Raw genomic sequence first — 20,177 nt, 5'->3', positions numbered from 1 at the left:
ATACCTCCTACAAATTACTATTCTCTTTTGAAATTAATTTATCAGAAATAATGAATCTTGGTCTTTGTTTAGTTTCATTATATATCTTCCCAATATATTCGCCAATTACTCCAAGAGATAAAAGCTGAATTCCACCAATAAGCCAAATAGAAAGCGTAAGAGAAGTCCAACCAGTTACAGTCTTTCCGAAAAATTTAACCAAAAAAGTGTAAGCTAAAGCTATAAAACTGAAGAAGAAAATGAGAAAACCAAGTCCAGTGATTATTCTTATAGGCTTAATGCTAAGTGATGTAATTCCATCTAAAGCAAAAGTAATCATTTTTTTTAAGGGATATTTAGATTCGCCAGCAAATCTTTCGTGGCGTTCATATTCAACTATTGAAGATTTATATCCAACCAAAGGAACTATTCCTCTTAAGAATAAATTAACTTCTTTAAATTCACTTAATCCCTCTAAAGCACGTTTACTCATAAGACGATAGTCTGCATGATTATAAACCATATCTACTCCAAGAGTACTCATTAATTTATAAAATGTCAAGGCAGTTGTTCTTTTAAAAAATGTATCTGTTTCTCTAGAAGATCTTACTCCATAGACTACATCACTTCCGCTATAATATTGTTCCACAAATTTATCTATAACATCTACGTCATCTTGTAAATCTGCATCTAATGATATAGTGACATCAGCAATTTCCTTAGCTGTCATTAAGCCAGCTAGTAAAGCATTTTGATGACCTCTATTTCTTGAAAGATTAATACCAGAGAAAATATCATTTTGCTTATGAAGTTCTTTTATAATACTCCAAGTATTATCTTTCGAACCATCATTAACAAATAATATCTTGCTATCCTTAGAAATAAGTTCATCTTCTACCATATTGTTAATTTTTACTAATAGTTTTTTAGCCGTTACATGTAAAACCTCTTCTTCGTTATAACAAGGGATTACAAGATATAAAATATCTTTCATAAAATCATCTCCAATTGATTCCAAATAAAATTTATTATAAAGCTGTAAAGTTACATTTTTGTTACAAAACTTTCTAAAATGTTAAGATTAATTTGCGATTACACTTTATCCTTTCTCATAAATAATATAAAATTAGAATGCGAGAATCCAACTTTTGATATCATTATATTTTAGGAATCTTAACAAAAGCTGAATTAATAATTAATTTGGATATCTATATAATGTGATGAGCCAGTTTAATGCAAAGGTAGGAAATATTCTAATATAAATAAAATAGAATAAATAATAAATCTAAGAGATATGCACGATTTAGTAATAATCTCTTAGATTTATTTGTATGATTTAATTATTTGCATTTATGTGAATTATATATTAGCAGATGATTTTCTCTGATTTTTACGACTGTTAGATGGAAATCTAAGTTGTGAAATAACTATTCCGCTAAGGATAAGAATGCAGCCTACATATCCTCTATAACTCATAACTTCATTAAGTATAAGTGCACCGCCTAATGCGCCAAACACTGATTCCATGCTTAGAATAATCGCTGCATGGGATGGTTTAGCATGCTTCTGAGCTACCACTTGCAAGGTATAGGCTACACCTGCTGATAAAAGTCCACCATAAAGTATGGGAATTAAAGCGGCTGATATTCCAGCTAGGGTGATATTCTCAACAAATAATGCTGTGATTAAACTTAACATAGAACTTGTTGCAAACTGAGTACATGATAATTTTAAAGGATCTATTTTATTAGAAAAATGATCTATTGCTAAAATATGAATAGCCCAAAAAAGTGAACCTATAACTTCAAGTAAATCTCCATAACTTATACTGAAATTTTCATTAATACTTAAAAGATAAAGACCTATAACAGCAAGTCCAACTCCAATCCATGAATTTTTTCCGATTTTATGTTTTAGAAATAATCCTATAATAGGAACGATAACTACATAAAGCCCTGTAATGAAACTTGCTTTTCCGGCAGTTGTATAAATAAGTCCAGTTTGCTGAATACTTGATCCAGCATAAAGAATCGTGCCGACTATTATTCCGGGTAATATTATTTTTGAGTTATTTGTACCATTATTATCTTTAGGATTTTCGCTAATAGACATTTTAATATTAATAGTATCCTTCTTTTTTTTATCTAGATAAATTATCAAAGGGATCAAAGAAAGACTTCCAAGGGCAAATCTTATTCCGTTAAAGGTAAAGGTACCTACAAATTGAGAACCAACTCTTTGAGCAACAAATGCAAATCCCCAAATAGCTGCAGTAAGAAGCAATAGTAAATTAGCTCGTAGTCTTTTGTTATTCAGTTAAATCATCTCCTTTTAAACTATTTGTCATAATTTTATTTGACTTACTAAGATCTTTATAAGCGAACGATAGCGATAAATTATTAAAAGTTCTTAACTTTTATAACTTTGATTAATTATGTAGTCATATAATTGCTAAGCTATTTGTAAAAAATCTGATAAACTATATAGACGAATATAAAAATTATATCATAGTTATATTAATTAGAAATTATTTATAATATAAATTTGAATAAGATGTTTATGATCATAATTCTTGTTCAATATAATTACCTCCAATAAATTTAGAGGAACCCACTTTCAAATAAATTATATCCATAGTATCAAAATATAGTGCAAGACTAACTTCGTGTAAGATGAATTTACTCTTGCAATCACGAATTTAGTTTTTCTTTTTAGGAAACTTTTTCATTTTATATCTTGACTTAGAGTTAACTTTAAGATTTATAATGAAAACGAATAAACTTTAGATGAAAGTAAAGTGATTATGGAGGTATTTAAAAATGGAAAAATCAAAAGTATATTTTACAAATATGCAGACAACAGCTAAAGAAAATTTATTGCAGAAATTAAATCGTCTAATCAAGACAGCAGGAATTAATCAAATTGATTTTGAGAAAAAATATGCAGCTATTAAAATTCATTTTGGTGAACCAGGTAACTTAGCATATTTGAGACCAAATTATGCTAAAGTAGTAGCAGACGTTGTTAAAGAATTAGGTGGAAATCCTTTTCTAACAGACTGCAATACTTTATATGTTGGTGGAAGAAAGAATGCGCTAGATCATCTTAATTCAGCTTATACAAATGGATTTAGTCCTTTCTCAACGGGATGTCATATATTGATTGGTGATGGACTAAAAGGAACAGATGAAGTTTTAGTTCCTGTTGTTGGAGGAGAATATGTGAAAGAAGCTAAAATAGGACATGCTATTATGGATGCTGATATATTTATTTCTCTTAACCATTTTAAAGGTCATGAGGCAACAGGATTTGGTGGAGCACTCAAAAATATAGGAATGGGCTGTGGCTCTAGAGCAGGAAAAATGGAGATGCATAGTAGTGGAAAACCTCATGTTTATAAAGATAACTGTGTTGGTTGTAGTATGTGCGCTAAGATATGTGCTCATACTGCCATTAGTATAACTGATAAAAAAGCATTCATTGATCACAATAAATGTGTTGGATGTGGGAGATGCATAGGTGTTTGTCCAATGGACGCGGTTATGCCGGCATCTGATGAATCGAATGACATTTTAAACAAAAAAATAGCGGAATATTCTTGGGCTGTATTAAATGGACGTCCTAATTTTCACATTAGCTTAGTAATCGATGTTTCTCCATATTGTGATTGTCATGCAGAAAACGATGTGCCTATAGTACCTGATGTAGGTATGTTTGCATCTTTTGATCCAGTTGCGCTAGATATTGCTTGTGCAGATGCTGTGAATAGACAACCTGTTATGGCAGGAAGTTTGCTAGAAAAGAACGGATGTAAACATCATGATCATTTTACTGATGTTAGCCCTGAAACAGATTGGAAAGTTGCTATTGATTATGCAGTAAAAATGGGTCTTGGACATAAGGAATACGAATTAATTACAATATAATGTTATTAATTTATTGTAACTAATTATAAATTTAGAGAATAGGGAATTATAAAATTATAAAGTTGAAAAATAAATCAAAATATCGTAATATAGTTAACCCAACTACAATTTAGACTTATGAAATAATCCACCGAAAGCAGACACATTATTGTTTCGCAGGACTATGAAAATCTCGCTGAAAGAGCTAAATTGCAGGTTGTACCACTAATGCTTGCTCCCAATTTCATTGTGACAAGCATTAATGGAACAACCTACAATTAAGCTCTTTTAACAGCTCATTTTCAAATGCCTGCTGCATAAAAATGTGTCAACTTTCTGGTATGGTATTTATTTCAAAGTATAAATCAAACTTTTAGTTGGGATATCTATACAAGGGTTCCTAAATGAGATTCAAACTTATGAAATTTAAAAACCACTTATATCTCTAAATTGAAATTACGGATGTGTATTGTTATCAGTATGGAACCCTTGCATAAACAAAATTAATAGCAATTTTTTAAAACTCTAAAATTCAAAGCAAAGATAGCTTAAATTTCCTAATTCGTAACTTCTAAAGATAACTCTCGGAATTAATAGTGAACTGCTCCCTAATGCTATAAATAATGGAACTAAATGATCCGGAGTTGGAACAGCTAAATTTGCATAAGGAGCATTATCGCTATAGTTATAAAGTGAAATAAAATCATTTTCTTTTATTCTATTAATTAACCAATCATCAAATTCTTCAGCCCAGGAATCAATGCTTACTGCATCAAAATCAACCAATCTTAAATTATGAACTGTATTTCCACTTCCAATAACTAAAATATCATCATTACCGAAAGTTTTAAGAGCATCCCCAATTTTAATTTGTTCCTGAATTGATAAATTAGAATTTATTGAAACTTGAACAATAGGAACATCAGCTTTAGGATAAAGATGCTTTAAAATAGTCCAAGCGCCATGATCCAATCCTCTAGATATATCTTTATTAACTTTTATTCCTTGATTAGTCAATTTTTCTTCAACTTTTGATGCGATCTCAGTAGATCCTTTTGCAGGATATTTAATTTGATAAAGTTCCTCTGGAAATCCATAGAAGTCGTACATTGTATCGTAAACAGAATCAATTGATGAAATAGTAAGTGTTTCATTGTCCCAATGTGAAGTAAAGATAACAATAGCTTTTGGATTAAATTTAGTTCCAAGTTTATTTAAAAATTCAGTATAATCATCTTCTTCAATCGCCATCATTGGAGAACCATGAGCTAAAAATAATGGTTTAACCATATAATAAAATCCTCCTTTTTTAAATAGATTATTATTCATACTACTTATATTGTTACTGTCTAGCTTTCTTTATATTCTAAAAAAAAATAATATTATTCGAAATTTAAAAAATAAAGTGAATCTTTATTGAATATCTTTTATAGCTGGTAAATAACGGCTGATAAGAAACTTGGCTAAACCAGGTAGTATATGTTTGTTTTGAATAGTAAAAACGAGTCATAATAACAAGGAGATGGTAATCTATTGCATTTTTATTAATTGAAAGGATTTGCTAGAGTTGCTATAATATTGTTTGATTAAAATAGCTACATACTAAATAAATCTTAGTTTATAAAAAGTATATAATAATTGACAAAATGTTATAGGAGGAAAGATGAATTCTAATTATAAAGTGAAACAAGTAACAAAATTGCATGAAAGCTGCAATAAATGCGGGCTTCCTAAAATAAATTGTGTTTGCAATATAGTCCCTGAAGTTAAAACAAAAGCTAAAATATGGATACTTTCAACAGAGAAGGAGTTCTATAGGCCTTCGAATACTGCTAGAATTTTAAAATTAGTTAACCCGGAATCTACGGAGATAATTCTATGGGAAAGAACAATAAGTCCTACAGAGTTAATTAAAAACATAGAGGATGAACTTTATGATGTATATCTTGTTTTTCCGGAAGAAAATGAAAATATACAAAATGAAAACTTTGAATGTAGAATTTCTAATAGGACTCCAGCGTTTATTATTCTTGATGGTACATGGAAAGAAGCTAAAAAAATATTAAGGAAAAGTGATTACATAAAAGATATTCCTAAGATTACTTTAAATCCTAATTATAAATCAGAGTATACTTTGCGAAGAGGCATAGAAGATGGAAACTTATGCACTATTGAAGCTGCAATTGAGGTGTTAAAGTTAACTAATGATTTAGAAAGTGCTAAAATTATAAAAGAGGCTTTTCATCTATTTTTAAGTAGTTTTACTGCTGGATTATATTCAAGTGGAATGAAGAGATAAAATAATTAAAGACTTTCTAAAAAATAGTTTAATGCCATTCATAGAAAGTCTGATTGTTTTAACATGTAATAAATAAATTATCATATTTTTTAATCAGTTATTTATTTAAACATATAATTTGCCTAAAAATATAAGACATGTGTGTAATTTTATTTCAATGTGAAATCTATAATTATTTAATTACATTAACTTCAATTGTTTGTTTTAATTCTTTTACTTTTGTTAATGGTTCAGTAGGATAGCCAATTGCTAGAGCGGCAGCAGGTACAAAACCATCTGGCAGATTAAGTTTCTTTAATAATTCAGTATTAGCAGAAATAGCAAATAAAAATCCTAGTAAATATACACTACCAAGACCAAAATCAGTAGCGGCTAGTGCCATGTTTTCAACTATGCATGCTGCATTAGCAACTTCAACAGCAGGAGCTTTTTCATTTTGTTTTCCAGAAACAACGACAAGGGTAGGTGCACCATAAAATGGATTCATATTAGGATTTTTGAATGTTTTTCTTGCTTCATTAGTAAACTTTTCTAATAAATCAGAATTTTGTATCACAGTCATATGCATTGAATTATAGGCACCCATTCCCACTGGGGCAGCACAACCAGCCTTTAGTATTATATCTAAAGATTCATCACTTATTTGTTCAGGTTTATAACTTCTTGTAGATTTACGCATCGCAATAGCTTTCATTAATTCCATTGTTAAAATCTCCTTTTCATAAGCATTTACTCAAATTATTAAACTTGGTATAATTATTATACTTACTTATTTTTTGTGGGGCAAGTACTCAGAATTTAATGATTAAGTATTATTTTTCATACCATGGAGGAATTGAAATGGCGACGAAGCAAGAATTAGAACAGTATTTAGACGAACTTAGATCGTGCAATAATGAAAACTATGAAGGGAACACAGAATGTCCAGTAAAATATACCCTTGAAGTTATAGGAGGAAAGTGGAAGTTACGCATATTAGTGAAATTGTTAAAAAATGATGTAGTACGCTTCAATGAATTAAAGAGGGAAATTCCAGGAATAACAAATACAATGCTTTCTAATTCCCTACGTGAACTTGAGAAAGATCAATTAATTATTAGAAATCAGTATAATGAGATGCCATTAAGAGTTGAATATGAGTTGACTAATAAAGGAAAAAGTTTATTGCCATTGCTATATGAACTATATAATTGGGGAAGAAGTCAAGTAGAATCTAATATATAAGAGGATGGAATTGGCTAGATGAAAGTGTTAATTCAAATATATTGATTAACGCTTTCACTTATTTATTTGCAATCAAGAGTTCATAGCTTAGATTTATTTTTATAATAAACAAATTAAATCTTCTTTACTTAATTTAATATAAACAATGAAAAAATATCGTTATTATGGTATAATTAGTCGAATATGTACTAAATAAAAGATATGGGTTAAAATGTTAATGATGTCATTAATATAAAATATCAAGGATATCATTGACAAAGGAGAAGTGTTTTAAAATGAGAATAAAATATAAGCTTATGATAAGCTATTTGATTTTAATTGTTTTTTCGGTAAGTGTGATTGGATCTTTAATTGCGCAGAAATCGAACAAGGCCATCTTAAATGAAGTTAATGAAAAAAGTCAACGCTTAACAGAATCAATTATTACAACTTTGAGTGTTAGAAATGATCTGCTCACAGAAAAATCCTATGGTGATTTAAACTTTGCAGAAACAATGTTAAATGATTTAACAGATTTAAGGGTGAATTATAATGAAAATATAAAAGTTGGAGAGTTTAATTTACCGGTTTTATATTCTGGAAAACAAAGATTATCTTTAGATAATACGATAGTTGATAAACTTAAACAGTCAACGGGAACAGCTACAACTATTTTTTTGTTACATGATAATAAACTTATACGGGTTTCTAGTACAATTTTCAAGGGTAACAAAAGAGTGATAGGGACATACATTACAAGTGATTCAACGGCTTATAAAAAGATAATTAGTGGTGAGGAATATACTGGTGATATTGTAATAGAAGATACAGGATATGTGACAAGAATGAAGCCTTTGTTAGATAAAGATAAGAAAATAATAGGGGCAATAGGTTTAGGAAATAAAATTATTAATGATTACTTAGAGAAAACGCTTAGTAGCATTAAATTGGGGAAGACCGGATATGCGTATATATTAGATTCTGAAGGTAATGTAATAATTCATCCATATGAAGGCGGAAAGAATGTAAGTGATTATGATTTTGTCAAAAAGATGCATGATGCAAAGGAGGGAGCAATTGAATATACTTATAATGGAGTTAAGAAGGTTGGCTATTATAAATATTTCGAAGCCTGGCATTGGTATATAGTTACTACAGCTGACTATGATGAATTAAATTCAGCATCCAAGTCGATTTTGACAACAACAATAATTACTGCTTTAATAATAATTCTTTTTGGAGGAATCATTGCGTTATTTTTGACAAATACATTAGTTAGTCCAATCAATAAGTTGAAATCTTGTATGGAGAGGGTTGGAAAAGGTGATTTGACAGTTCGATGTGACATAGATAGCAGGGATGAAATAGGAATACTTGCAAATAGTTTTAATAATATGTTGTCAGAAAATCAAAGGCTTTTAGAAGAAACATTGCAATATGATAAGTTAAAAACAGAATTTATTGCTAATATGTCTCATGAATTAAGAACCCCTTTGAATATTATCTTTTCTACTGCTCAATTATTTAATGTATTTACAAGTAAAGGTGAAGATCTAAATACTGAAAAAATAAGAAATTATACAAGTAGCATAAAACAGAACTGCTATAGATTATTAAGATTAGTAAATAATTTAATTGATATGACAAAGATAGATTCAGGTTTTATGAAACTAGAGTTAAGAAATGAAAATATAGTAGAAGTTGCTGAAGAAATAACTCAATCAACTGCTGAATATGTACGATCAATGTCAAGAACGATTATATTCGATACAGATGAAGAAGAAAAAATTATGGCTTTTGATGCGGAAAAGCTTGAGAGAATTTTGTTAAATTTAATTTCTAATGCTACTAAATTTACTAAATCGGGAGATGAAATTATTGTTGCCATTTACGATGAAAATGACCATGTTATCATTTCAGTAAAAGACACAGGACGAGGAATTAAGGAAGAGAAATTATCACAACTTTTCCAAAGATTTAAACAAATAGACCCATTGTTAAATAGAAGCCATGAAGGAAGCGGGATAGGATTATCAATAGTAAAAGCCTTAGTTGAGATGCATGAAGGAACAATTGAGGTAAAAAGTAAGTATGGGGAAGGCACAGAGTTTATAATTTCTCTTCCAGCTAAAGTTATTTCTGAGAATTATGAAGTAAAAGCTAAAAGCGATTCTACAAATCAATCTAATGTGGAAAATATTAATATTGAATTTTCCGATATTTACACGTAATGAAAAGAGCAAGACTAGGATTAAAAATATATTTTAAGAGTATAAATATATAAATGCAAGGAAAAAACATCTATTTTAGGATAGATGTTTTATTTTATAATAAGTAAATTTATTATTCGACCTATTTTACTATTTAAAGTTATATGATGAATTTGATTAAGACATACTTTCAAATATCTTTGGAACATTTAAAATTCCATACCCCCAAAATGGATTTGGTGTAATGTCTCCACTTCTAGCTATTGCACCTCTAGCTAGGTAAGATTTAATGGTTTGTGCATACATATTTGGTTCATTTCCATTTACTATTCCCCATTGAAACAGCATAGCACAAACTCCAGAAACAACCGCAGCAGCTACACTAGTGCCATTAACAATGGCAGTCTTATTTCCAGGCGCTACTGTTAATGCGTTTACCCCACCTGCTGCAACATCTATTCTATCAATATAGGATTCTAAAAAAGACATACCCGAATAATCAACAAGATTATTGTTATTTTGATTATAGGCCGCTATAGTTATTGCATAAATTGAATTGCCAGGATTAGTTATGGTGCCAAAGGGATCAGGAAAGCTAAATTGGGTGCTTCCAACAGTTATACCTCGCTGAGGCAACCAAGCATCAAATCTGCCTCTTAATAAATAGTTTGCTTGAACTCTAAGACGCCATATTCCAGGTTGTAGGTTATAAAATCTAATTCTAATTAACTCATCACCTGTAATTTCTTCAGGAAAATAGTAGTTAACTCTAATATTGGTTTTCTCAAAAATAAAAGTATGATCAGTTGTATAATTTAATATAAGAGGTATAGTGCCTGTGCTTTCACCTGAAGGTGATACTATCTCTAGTGAGACTACATCGGGTAAACTTGCCCAAATTTGAACGCCCCATAAATTTTTTTGCTCTGGTGATACTTCAAGTTCAATAACTCCAGCACCAAGTCCTTGAACTCCAGCAATTGGAACTATTGTACCAGAGGCATGGCCTCCTGCATCTCTTTGATTGCCGGTTCCAGTAACAACAGCTATGCCGCCATTACTAGAAATAAATGCAATAAAATCTTCTAAGACACCTTCGCCTTTATGATTACCTAAGGTGCTACCTAGTGGGAAATATATAACTAACGGCTTATTTGAAGTAAGTGAATATTCATATAAATATTGAAAAGCTGCGATTATGGCTGTTATATTATATACTGGAACAGTAGTATCAGGAAATTGCAATTCAAATGAATAATCTCTTATTAACTTAACTATTACAAAATTACAATCAGGAGATACACCTCTTAGATTTGGATTTTTCCCTGCTGAACCTATGATTCCAGCCATATTTGTTCCATGACCGATTTCATCTTGACTAGGAACAATATTATAAGGGGAACTTCCTTCTCTAGATGCTCTTATAGCATCATTTATCTGATTTCTATCATAAACAATTCCAAAAGGTACAGGATCATTTGGAATTGGGTTTGTGGTTATTAAAGTTTGATCCCAAATGCTTTCAATTCTTGTCAAGCCATTTGTATCCATAAATTCTTCGTTTAAATAATCTATGCCTGAATCAATTATTGCTACATTAACTCCTGTACCAGTTAAGTTTAGCGGAGAACCTGCCTGCAAAAAACCAGCCTGAGATGCTTCGAAAGGCGAAACTTGCTGTAGGGTATAAAACTCGGCTGGAACAACATAAGATATAGATTGAATATAAGGTTCATCACCCATATTTATTTCGACATCTTTTTTTACAGATACAAGAGCAAAACTTTCATTGATTATTGTTACATAATAATCTGGGATCTTAGAAACTTCTGATAGGATATCACCTTGGTACTGAACAATATAATTATCATAATTTATATCATTAAAAATCTTTTCTGCTTGCATATTTTTTTGCATTGTATCCCCCCGAAATCATACCATAATAATTTTTTTATTTAAAATATTCCTAAAATAAATCAATTTTATTTTATTGTTATTATTTGTATAAATAATTGTGAAATGTGCATTATTAAACATACTATTTATAAGAGTAGTCAATTACCTTAATTAATAGAACCTAATTAATAATATTTATATTTACTGCAAATTATTCATTATTGATATACGGTAAAATTTAATAATGCAAGATATATGTACTACATTTGTTAACAAATTTATAGATTATAATTTTGTATAGTGGTTAATATATTACTGCTAGGCAAAATAAATTATTAAAGGAGGTAGATTGATATGGCTTCAAGAAATAGTGGAAGAAACAGAACATTAGTACCAGAAGCAAAGCAAGGATTAAACAGATTAAAAACTGAGGTTGCTTCAGAAATAGGATTAAGTAACTATGAAAGCGCAGATAAAGGAAACCTATCTTCAAGACAAAATGGTAGCGTTGGTGGAGAAATGGTAAAAAGGATGATTGAAAGCTACGAACAAGGACTTTAGAAAATAAATAAAAGTAGATGCACTGAGTAAATACTTGGTGCATTTACAATTAATAAAGATTTAATGAAAAAGATAGTTATAATGACATGACTATCTTTTTTGCTTATCTATTTTAAATAGTGGATAAAATAGATTAGGAATATTAGATAATTGTGATACTTTTTTGATGTATAAAAGAGAAAGTATTAAGTAATAGGAATGATGTGTCTAAGAATAGTATTTAAAAATCATATTAATTAAACTTACAAATTGTGGTATAATTGTTTTGTAAATCCAATGAATAAAGGAGAAAAATCGTGAGTAATAAGTCAATCTCAGCAATTATCATAATTATTATAACTTCTTTTACATTGACTTCATGCAATAATGTAACTGATCCATATAGCCATGAGAATAATATCAAATTTTTTGAGGAAACAACTCCATACAGTAAAGAGGAGAATAATGAGTACAACTATAAAATAACAAATGATAAACTATCAATTAATAGTAAAAGTAATAATTTAAATATAAAAAAAAGTAATACTAGTGAAATTAAAATAAGTATGAAAAAAATTGTTGGTGGAAAAAACGAAGATAAATTACAAGAGGCATTAAATGATATTCAGTGTTCCTATGAGAATAATACTATACAAATTGGTCCTATCAAAGATGACTCATCAATTATAAACTCAAATTTTGTTGAAACCATTATAAATATTCCTGAAAGTATTACATCTCTAGAAATAATAAGTAGTGTTGGAGATGTTAGTTTAGAAGGAGATTATAATACTTTAAAAGTTCACTCAAACATTGGAGATTTTTCATATAAGGGAATATTAAAAGAAGGAAGTGTTGACTCTATTACTGGGGAAGTTAAAATGAATTTAATGCAGCTTGAAAATAGCTATAAATATGATATTGACGGAAAGATTGGGGATATCAATATTAAATTACCTAAGAATGGTTCAATTTGTTTAACTGGAGCAGCTTCAAAAAAAGCTAAGATAGGAAAGGAGATTTATGTTAATGAGACAGGAGCAGTATTTAATATAAACAAAACTATATCAGAGGTAGAAATAGATAATTAGAATTATTTTTATTAGACAACTTCTAGAGGAATTGTAGCATAGTAAAAATTCTTAAAAATTATTAAGAATTACGTTTGGAAATATATGCTATAATTAATAAGTAGATTATTAATTAAGTTGATAAATAAAATTGAGGACTTTAGATTTATATATCATTGGGAGGATATAATTATGGCAAGTATATTAAATGATGAGGAAGTATTATGTTCGATTAATTCTTATAGGAATATTAAGATTGCTACAAAGATGGGAAATATTCTTACAAATGTGATTACAGGAGGGATAGCAGGTGGAGTAGTGAATGATTTTAAATTAAGCCTTACTCCTGATAATTTATATATCCAAGCTATTGAATATGCGGCTTGGGGAGGGTTGCCTGAAGTATTATATACAAATAAAATACCAAGAGAAGATATAAAAAATTTTAAGGTGAAAAATGAAGAGAATAAGGAATTTATAACTATAATTATAGTTAATGATGAAGAGTTGAATTTTATAAGAGATAATGAGCAGAAGAATGATTTAGCCTTAATAATGGCGGCAATTATATCAGATGGCAAAAGGTAGTATAACTTCTTAAATTATTAAGTAAATAAATTTAGTGCTTGCATTATTTGCTAAAAAATACTTTAAAAAAAGTATTTTTAAATTGTATGTTCGATTATATGGTGATTCTTGAATAGAAATAAGAATCACCTTTTTTGATTTTGAGAATAGAAGATGATACTAAGGGATGTTTTATATTCAAAAAATGATTTTATGACTTTACATTATTAAAATTTATTATTAAAGGACTCTTTTTATTATAAGATAATATGTTTCAAAAAATGCACAACATTATTAACCATTACATAGATTATAATGTAAGCGATTTTAACTATGTTTCAATGATATATACCAATAGATTAAATTTCTACTTAATATTTAGAAATTAATTCTAAGGAGGTTCGTAGGAATATGACAAAAGAAGATGAAGGAAAAACAGTTAAAGTTATATCAATCGATACTATTGATGAAAGCAGAGCAATTCAAGTTGGAGATTTAGGAAAAATAGATAGTTATGAGAATGAAATGACTTGCGTATTGCTTAAAACTGGATTAGCAAAAGGAAGTATATATTGTTTAAATGAAAGTCAACTTTGTTTGTTGGAATAATAAAAAATTATAGTTTGTTATAAATAAATGCCAATGCTATAATACTAAGCATTGGCATATAATTTCAAATAAAAATCCGAAATATCGGTACTCTGATTTTGACGCCTATCTCCAGATAGGTGGGTGTCCTCACAGATGCCTCAATCGCCTTCAAAACCCAACAAGGGACTCATTTGTAGGTATATTTCTTCATCTAAATACTGAACTCCAAAAAAATAAATGTAGGTTCAAAATAAGAGCTTAACGAGTATCTCAGAATTTAAAATCAAATATAATCGTGCACTCAATGTTGACAATTAATCTACTTGCGCTACAGATCTAGTAGCTCAAACTAGGTTTATCCACGGCACTCAGAAATTATCACTTACCGCTGCTTCCTTCCGGATCTGACGGAGTTCATGAGTTTCTGTTGCATGGGACCCAATTCTCAGTACCACTTTAATCAGTCAGACCAAACAGATTAAAGTCTAAAGTGAGAATTCAATCCTGCTATAGCGGATTGCAGGTTACAGGGCACCGCTGGCTCCCCATCTAGCACGATAACTTCTTGTTCATGGCAGCTAATTTGTTGCCGTGAAGTTATAATAACATATTCATTGTATGGGTGCAATATTAATTAACGTGGTAATTTATACCCCTTCTGGATAGTACTCATAATCAGAAAGGAAACTCATTATTCACTGATTTCTATGTTGTAATATATTCTTAATTTAATGATAAAATAATTACTATACTAAACTTTTATTCTGGATAATATATTATTAAAGATAAGAGAAAGAAATTTAAAAAAGATTTATACTTTTATCTTTCGAGTAAATTATCATATTAAATATATAGGCTGGTGAGGGAGTTATGAACAAGTTTTTGATAATATTTGTAATTTGTATAGTAAATCTTATTACAATGCTCAAAAAGATATTTAGACGTAAAGTAAAAGATGAAATTAAAGTTACCATAGGTGCAAGACATAATAATAAACCATTATTTAAGAGTTCATTTATTCAAAAATGGTATGCAAAAGACTTTAGTTTAGAGAGATGGATAGAGGAACTAAGAATGTTGCAAAATGTTGGAATTGAAGAGATAATACTTCAAAGTATTGTAGATACAAAAAATAAAGAGGCTGTTTATAATACTATGCTTGAAGGTTTTGTTTCAAGTGAGAATGACATGATTAAATCTGCACTAGATGCAGCAGAGTATATCGGGATTAAGGTAAGAGTTGGCCTTGGGGAAAGTGAAGATTGGTGGGAAAAAGGTTGGTATGATTTTAAATGGTTGAGTGAGGAAGCTGATATAAATAAAAAGATAGTGAATGAAATATTTGAAAAATACGGAGACCATAAAGCGTTTGGGGGATGGTACATACCTTATGAATTTTCTGAGTTCTTCATAACGACAAAATCACAACAGATGAATCTAAATTTATTTTATAAAAGTATAACAGAAGAAATTAAAAGCAAAAGCAAGAACTTTAGTATAATGATAGCACCTTTTTTCAGCTCTAACAGGTTTAAAATTGGATCTGTAGGATTGTGGAAGAAAATAATACAAAATGTCTTAGTGGATACGAGTATTGATATAGTATCGCTACAAGATAGCATAGGTGTAGGGTATAATACTTTTGAGAATGTTTCAGCATTATTTTATTATACTAAACAGGCCACAGATGCTTTAGGCATAACTCTTTATGCAGATATAGAAACATTTGATTCAACAGAAAAAGGAAATATTCCAGTAGATCTAAAAAAAATCCTTAAACAAATGTCTGAAGTATATTGCTACGTTGATGGATTTGTTGCCTTTAGTATTAATCACTTTCAAAATAAAAACGAAGAGAATCAGATAGGTAACTACAATAATTATTTAGAATACTACAATAAAATTAAAATAGAAGAGCTATTTGAAAAAATAACTCAAAATATATGATATGTACAAATTTTCTATCAATACCTCTAATTATCTTCTGGATTAATATATAGTAAAGTATAAGAAACATTCAATTTTGGATGTTTTTTTATATGTACCCATACAATTGATATAATAATCTTAAGATGATATAATCATTACATTATTTCCATATAAAAACAAAATAATGCAAAAGGGGGGAATTGTATGGAAAATAAGAACTCTAGAATTGTTAAACTAATACAAACAGGGATACTTGCAGCACTGTGTTTTGTATCATTTACTTTTCTTTCTATAAAAATACCGGTTGGTGGAGATGCAGTTTCATTACACATTGGAAATGCTTTCTGTGTATTAGCGGCTTTACTTCTTGGAGGATGGTATGGAGGATTAGCGGGGGCTATAGGTATGACAATATCTGACTTACTAGATCCAACATATGCTATTGGAGCACCAAAAACTTTTGTTTTGAAATTATGTATAGGTTTGATAACAGGATTAATTGCTCATAAATATGCCAAGATAGATGAAAGTAATGACAAAAAGTATGTGGCAAAGTGGACCATTATTGCCTCAATTGGAGGATTGGCTTTTAATGTTGTTTTTGATCCGATTGTTGGATATTTCTACAAGCAATATATTCTTGGACAACCTCAGCAAGTTGCTGCTATATTGGCTAAGTTTAGCGTATTTGCTACTTTTATTAATGCAGTGATATCTATAATATTAGTAAATATTATTTATAATGCTATAAAACCAATATTAACTAAGTCAGGGTTATTATTACCTGTAGGAAAAAATAAACTCATGAACCAATAAAATTTTAGTAAATACTAAAAAATATGATATTAAAATAATAGGTCATTAAAATCTTAAAATGTGGATTTTAGTGACTATTTTTATACAAAAAATAAGAATTATAGACAATGTGAAAAGAATATATTATTACTCAGATATTTATCGGGAATCATATTACGATATTCTTGCTTATAAATGAAGTTTTTATATAATTATGCAGAAAATAATGATTAAGTTTTTAAAAAATGTTATAATTGGAGGAACACGTAAGAAATATTTAGAAAACTCTTGAGGTGAGATATGAAAACATTTAATACTAAATATAATGGTTATGAAACGCTAAAATCCTATATTGATGATAACGCCATAGCAAAATATGATAACATATTAGTACAAGTGTTTTCTGGAATAGGAAAGAAGGAATTTATAGAAGATTTAATCAAGAATCTAAAATTACTAATTCCGAAATGCAAAATAATTGGTGCTACTTCCTCAGGAGAAATACTTGATGGTAATATATTTGAGAATGAATGTCTAATTGCAATAACTGTATTTGAAAAAACATTAATTAAAACAATCTCAATAAATGAAAAATTAGTGGATTATCAGAAAGGGATAGAAATATCTCGTCAATTAAACTTTCCTGATGCAAAAGTCATAATATCTTTTGGTGATACTAATATTAATGGTGGAGATTTTTTAAGAGGAATAAACTCTGTAAATGAACAAGTTACAGTTGCAGGTGGAATTGCAGGAAAATGTAACTCTAATGATGAAACATATATCTTTACTGAAAATGGTGTGGTAAAAAATACAGTTGTGGCAGCAGTTTTAGAAAATAAAAATTTATATGTAAATAATAAGAGTAGTTCAAATTGTATCCCTATAGGAAAAGAACATGAAATAACATCAGTTCAAGAAAATATTCTAAAAAAAATAGATCATGGATCTGCAAAAGATTTCTATAGTACGTACTTAGGCACAAGGATAAACGAAGAAATTTCTCGAATGGGAGCTAAATTCCCATTGATGATAAAAAGAGAAAATAGATACATTAGTGTACATGTTTTAAAATGTGTTGGTGATGAAGAAATAATTATGTCATCTAAAATAGCTCTAGGCGAAAAGGTTAGAATGGGGTATGGTGATTATAGAGAAATATTACAAGGGGCAAGAGATATGTATGAAAAAATTAAAGATTGTCCTGGAGAGGCTATATTTATATACTCTTGTGACTCGAGGAAAAACTTGCTTAAAGAAATGGGTGCAAAGGAGATAGTACCAGTTAGTTCTGATATTTTATCAGTAAGTGGATTTTACACTTTCGGTGAATTTAATAAAGTAAATAATACTAATATTTTCTGTTCGGAAACAATGACAATACTAATACTTTCAGAAGATATGGATGCAAGAATTAAAATAGATAATGGAATTTATGATGAATATGGGTATTATACTAGTGAAGATTCAGCACTATATAATCTTATTAAAACTGCAGGAGAAGAACTAAATGAGTTGAATTTAAAGCTTGAAGAAAAGATTAAAGAAAAGACGGAAGAATTAGAAAAACAATATTTTATAGATACATTAACTGGATTAGAAAATAGAAATAAATTAATTAAAGATTTATCAGTGGGAAAAAATAATAAGCTTGTAATAATTGATATAAAATCATTTAATGATATAAATGATTTTTATGGAAACACAATAGGAGATGAAGTATTGAAATCATTTTCTGAATTAATTAATTTATATTGCACTCAAAATAATCTTAAAGGATATAGAATAAACTCAGATATATTCGCTATAGCAAATAATGAAGGAGTAAAAGAAGAATTTATTGAAAAGATAAAGTTATTGCAACATATAATAAATAATAAGTGCTTATTCTACGAAGAAGTTAAAATATTTATAACCGTTACAATGGGGGTTGCTTTAGAGGAAGAATCGTTATTTGAAAAAGCTGAAATGGCATTAAATTATGCAAAGAAAAACAGAAATTTTTTTCAAGAATATAAAGAAGAATTAAATATATATGAGGGGATTAAAGAAAATATAATATGGACTAAAAGAATAAGGGATGCTATATCAGAGGATAGGATTGTTCCATTTTTTCAACCAATAGTAAATAATAGCTCAGGAACAATTGAAAAATTTGAAGCTTTAATAAGAATGATAGATAAAAAAAATGGGAAGATTATATCGCCTTATTTTTTCCTGGATATTGCTAAAAAATCAGGACTTTATAAAGAGTTGACTGTTATAATGTTAGAAAAAACCTTTGAGGTTTTAAATAAAACTAATTATGAAATATCTATAAATCTTCTTTTTCAAGATATCATAAATAGTGAAATTAGAACGTTGATTATTGACAAACTTGAAAAAGCAAATGACCCTAAAAAAGTCGTATTCGAAATAGTGGAGTCAGAAGGAATTGAGAATTTTAACGAAGTAACAGAATTTATAAGGGAAATAAAAAAATATGGTTCTAAGATTGCTATTGATGATTTTGGAACAGGGTATTCAAATTTTAGCTATCTTATGAAGCTAAATGTAGATTATATAAAAATAGATGGTTCTATAATAAAAAATATTCATAAAGATAAATCAGCAGAGTTAGTTACAAAAACCATTGTTACATTTGCTAAGGAACTAGGAATAGAAACTGTTGCTGAGTTTGTATCTGATGAGGAGATATATAATAAAATAAAAGAATTAAATATAGATTATTCTCAAGGATATTATTTTTCAGAACCAAAGTATAACATTGAATAAAATAGAAAACCATGAAAACCTTAATTGTAGATTTTCATGGTTATTTTATTCATTCAATAAGTGTGAAAACTGGTTTTTAGACCATTTTTCAATTATTTTTAAGGCAGGAACAAGTTCCTTACCCTTTTCGGTAAGAAAGTATTCAACTTTTGGAGGTATTTCAGCGTATATTTGCTTAGAGATTATTTCATCACTTTCAAGTTGCTTTAACGATTCATTTAATACCTTTTGACTGACGCCGCAAGTAATTCTTTGTAATTCCAAAAATCTTTTAGGGCCATCAGATAAATGGCATAGTATTACAGCTTTCCATTTTCCCCTTATAGTTTCGAAGCCCAAATCTAACGCACATATGTACGACTTACCTTTATGTTCTATCAAAATATCATCACCTACATTATTAAATATTTTATAGTCA

General features: G+C 28.9%; 17 protein-coding genes and 1 other RNA gene. 11 read left to right on the top strand and 7 right to left on the bottom strand.

From position 1 onward, the window contains the following. Positions 1-7: 7 nt before the first annotated feature. Positions 8-973, bottom strand: a complete 966-nt coding sequence (locus tag CLCHR_RS08230) for a glycosyltransferase family 2 protein (RefSeq protein ID WP_079439224.1) — start codon at positions 971-973, stop codon at positions 8-10. Positions 974-1,338: 365 nt separating this feature from the next. Then, on the bottom strand, positions 1,339-2,295 hold the full coding sequence (locus tag CLCHR_RS08225; RefSeq protein ID WP_079439223.1) for a DMT family transporter: 957 nt from the start codon (positions 2,293-2,295) through the stop codon (positions 1,339-1,341). Between the two features lie 503 nt (positions 2,296-2,798). Between CLCHR_RS08225 and CLCHR_RS08220 the strand changes: the two genes are divergently transcribed. Further along, complete coding sequence (locus CLCHR_RS08220) at positions 2,799-3,905, top strand: DUF362 domain-containing protein (RefSeq protein ID WP_079439222.1); 1,107 nt, start codon at positions 2,799-2,801, stop codon at positions 3,903-3,905. A gap of 504 nt (positions 3,906-4,409) precedes the next feature. On the opposite strand, the gene CLCHR_RS08215 is transcribed toward CLCHR_RS08220, so the two are convergent. Beyond that, positions 4,410-5,174, bottom strand: a complete 765-nt coding sequence (locus CLCHR_RS08215) for a DODA-type extradiol aromatic ring-opening family dioxygenase (RefSeq protein ID WP_079439221.1) — start codon at positions 5,172-5,174, stop codon at positions 4,410-4,412. A gap of 373 nt (positions 5,175-5,547) precedes the next feature. Between CLCHR_RS08215 and CLCHR_RS08210 the strand changes: the two genes are divergently transcribed. Then, positions 5,548-6,183, top strand: a complete 636-nt coding sequence (locus CLCHR_RS08210; protein WP_079439220.1) for a tRNA-uridine aminocarboxypropyltransferase — start codon at positions 5,548-5,550, stop codon at positions 6,181-6,183. Between the two features lie 172 nt (positions 6,184-6,355). Here the strand turns inward: CLCHR_RS08210 and CLCHR_RS08205 are convergent, their stop codons facing one another. After that, complete coding sequence (locus CLCHR_RS08205) at positions 6,356-6,886, bottom strand: nitroreductase family protein (RefSeq protein ID WP_079439219.1); 531 nt, start codon at positions 6,884-6,886, stop codon at positions 6,356-6,358. 137 nt (positions 6,887-7,023) lie between these two features. On the opposite strand from CLCHR_RS08205, the gene CLCHR_RS08200 reads away from it, so the two are divergent. Together CLCHR_RS08200 and CLCHR_RS08195 are read left to right on the top strand one after the other, a co-directional pair. Beyond that, on the top strand, positions 7,024-7,407 hold the full coding sequence (locus CLCHR_RS08200) for a winged helix-turn-helix transcriptional regulator (protein ID WP_079439218.1): 384 nt from the start codon (positions 7,024-7,026) through the stop codon (positions 7,405-7,407). Between the two features lie 275 nt (positions 7,408-7,682). Then, the gene (locus tag CLCHR_RS08195) at positions 7,683-9,617 is read left to right on the top strand and encodes a Cache 3/Cache 2 fusion domain-containing protein (RefSeq protein WP_079439217.1); all 1,935 of its coding nucleotides are present in this window, start codon (positions 7,683-7,685) and stop codon (positions 9,615-9,617) included. 156 nt (positions 9,618-9,773) lie between these two features. Here the strand turns inward: CLCHR_RS08195 and CLCHR_RS08190 are convergent, their stop codons facing one another. Further along, positions 9,774-11,513 (bottom strand): S8 family peptidase, encoded by a 1,740-nt coding sequence (locus CLCHR_RS08190; RefSeq protein WP_079439216.1) that lies wholly within the window; start codon positions 11,511-11,513, stop codon positions 9,774-9,776. Positions 11,514-11,846: 333 nt separating this feature from the next. Between CLCHR_RS08190 and CLCHR_RS08185 the strand changes: the two genes are divergently transcribed. The 4 genes from CLCHR_RS08185 (at position 11,847) to CLCHR_RS08170 (ending at position 14,278) form a co-directional block, all read left to right on the top strand. Beyond that, the gene (locus CLCHR_RS08185) at positions 11,847-12,053 is read left to right on the top strand and encodes an alpha/beta-type small acid-soluble spore protein (RefSeq protein ID WP_079439215.1); all 207 of its coding nucleotides are present in this window, start codon (positions 11,847-11,849) and stop codon (positions 12,051-12,053) included. A 296-nt stretch (positions 12,054-12,349) separates the two neighbouring features. Beyond that, complete coding sequence (locus tag CLCHR_RS08180; RefSeq protein WP_079439214.1) at positions 12,350-13,123, top strand: DUF4097 family beta strand repeat-containing protein; 774 nt, start codon at positions 12,350-12,352, stop codon at positions 13,121-13,123. 171 nt (positions 13,124-13,294) lie between these two features. After that, positions 13,295-13,690 (top strand): hypothetical protein, encoded by a 396-nt coding sequence (locus CLCHR_RS08175; RefSeq protein ID WP_079439213.1) that lies wholly within the window; start codon positions 13,295-13,297, stop codon positions 13,688-13,690. A gap of 390 nt (positions 13,691-14,080) precedes the next feature. Further along, entirely contained in the window at positions 14,081-14,278 is a 198-nt protein-coding gene (locus tag CLCHR_RS08170) for a hypothetical protein (protein WP_079439212.1), read from the top strand. 275 nt (positions 14,279-14,553) lie between these two features. Here the strand turns inward: CLCHR_RS08170 and ffs are convergent. Continuing rightward, an RNA gene (gene ffs / locus CLCHR_RS08165) (signal recognition particle sRNA large type) lies at positions 14,554-14,818 on the bottom strand. Between the two features lie 312 nt (positions 14,819-15,130). Between ffs and CLCHR_RS08160 the strand changes: the two genes are divergently transcribed. The 3 genes from CLCHR_RS08160 to CLCHR_RS08150 all read left to right on the top strand — a co-directional run bounded on the left by CLCHR_RS08160 (position 15,131) and on the right by CLCHR_RS08150 (position 19,759). Beyond that, positions 15,131-16,207 (top strand): DUF4434 domain-containing protein, encoded by a 1,077-nt coding sequence (locus CLCHR_RS08160; protein ID WP_079439211.1) that lies wholly within the window; start codon positions 15,131-15,133, stop codon positions 16,205-16,207. Between the two features lie 186 nt (positions 16,208-16,393). Next, complete coding sequence (locus CLCHR_RS08155; RefSeq protein WP_079439210.1) at positions 16,394-17,005, top strand: ECF transporter S component; 612 nt, start codon at positions 16,394-16,396, stop codon at positions 17,003-17,005. Positions 17,006-17,284: 279 nt separating this feature from the next. Then, a complete protein-coding gene (locus CLCHR_RS08150; RefSeq protein ID WP_079439209.1) occupies positions 17,285-19,759 on the top strand; it encodes a bifunctional diguanylate cyclase/phosphodiesterase in 2,475 nt (824 codons plus the stop codon). A gap of 45 nt (positions 19,760-19,804) precedes the next feature. Here the strand turns inward: CLCHR_RS08150 and CLCHR_RS08145 are convergent, their stop codons facing one another. Then, positions 19,805-20,140, bottom strand: a complete 336-nt coding sequence (locus CLCHR_RS08145; RefSeq protein ID WP_079439208.1) for a winged helix-turn-helix transcriptional regulator — start codon at positions 20,138-20,140, stop codon at positions 19,805-19,807. Positions 20,141-20,177 lie beyond the last annotated feature (37 nt).

It is taken from the genome of Clostridium chromiireducens, from assembly GCF_002029255.1.
Lineage (GTDB): Bacteria > Bacillota > Clostridia > Clostridiales > Clostridiaceae > Clostridium > Clostridium chromiireducens.
This window is presented reverse-complemented; position numbering and strand designations above follow the sequence as displayed.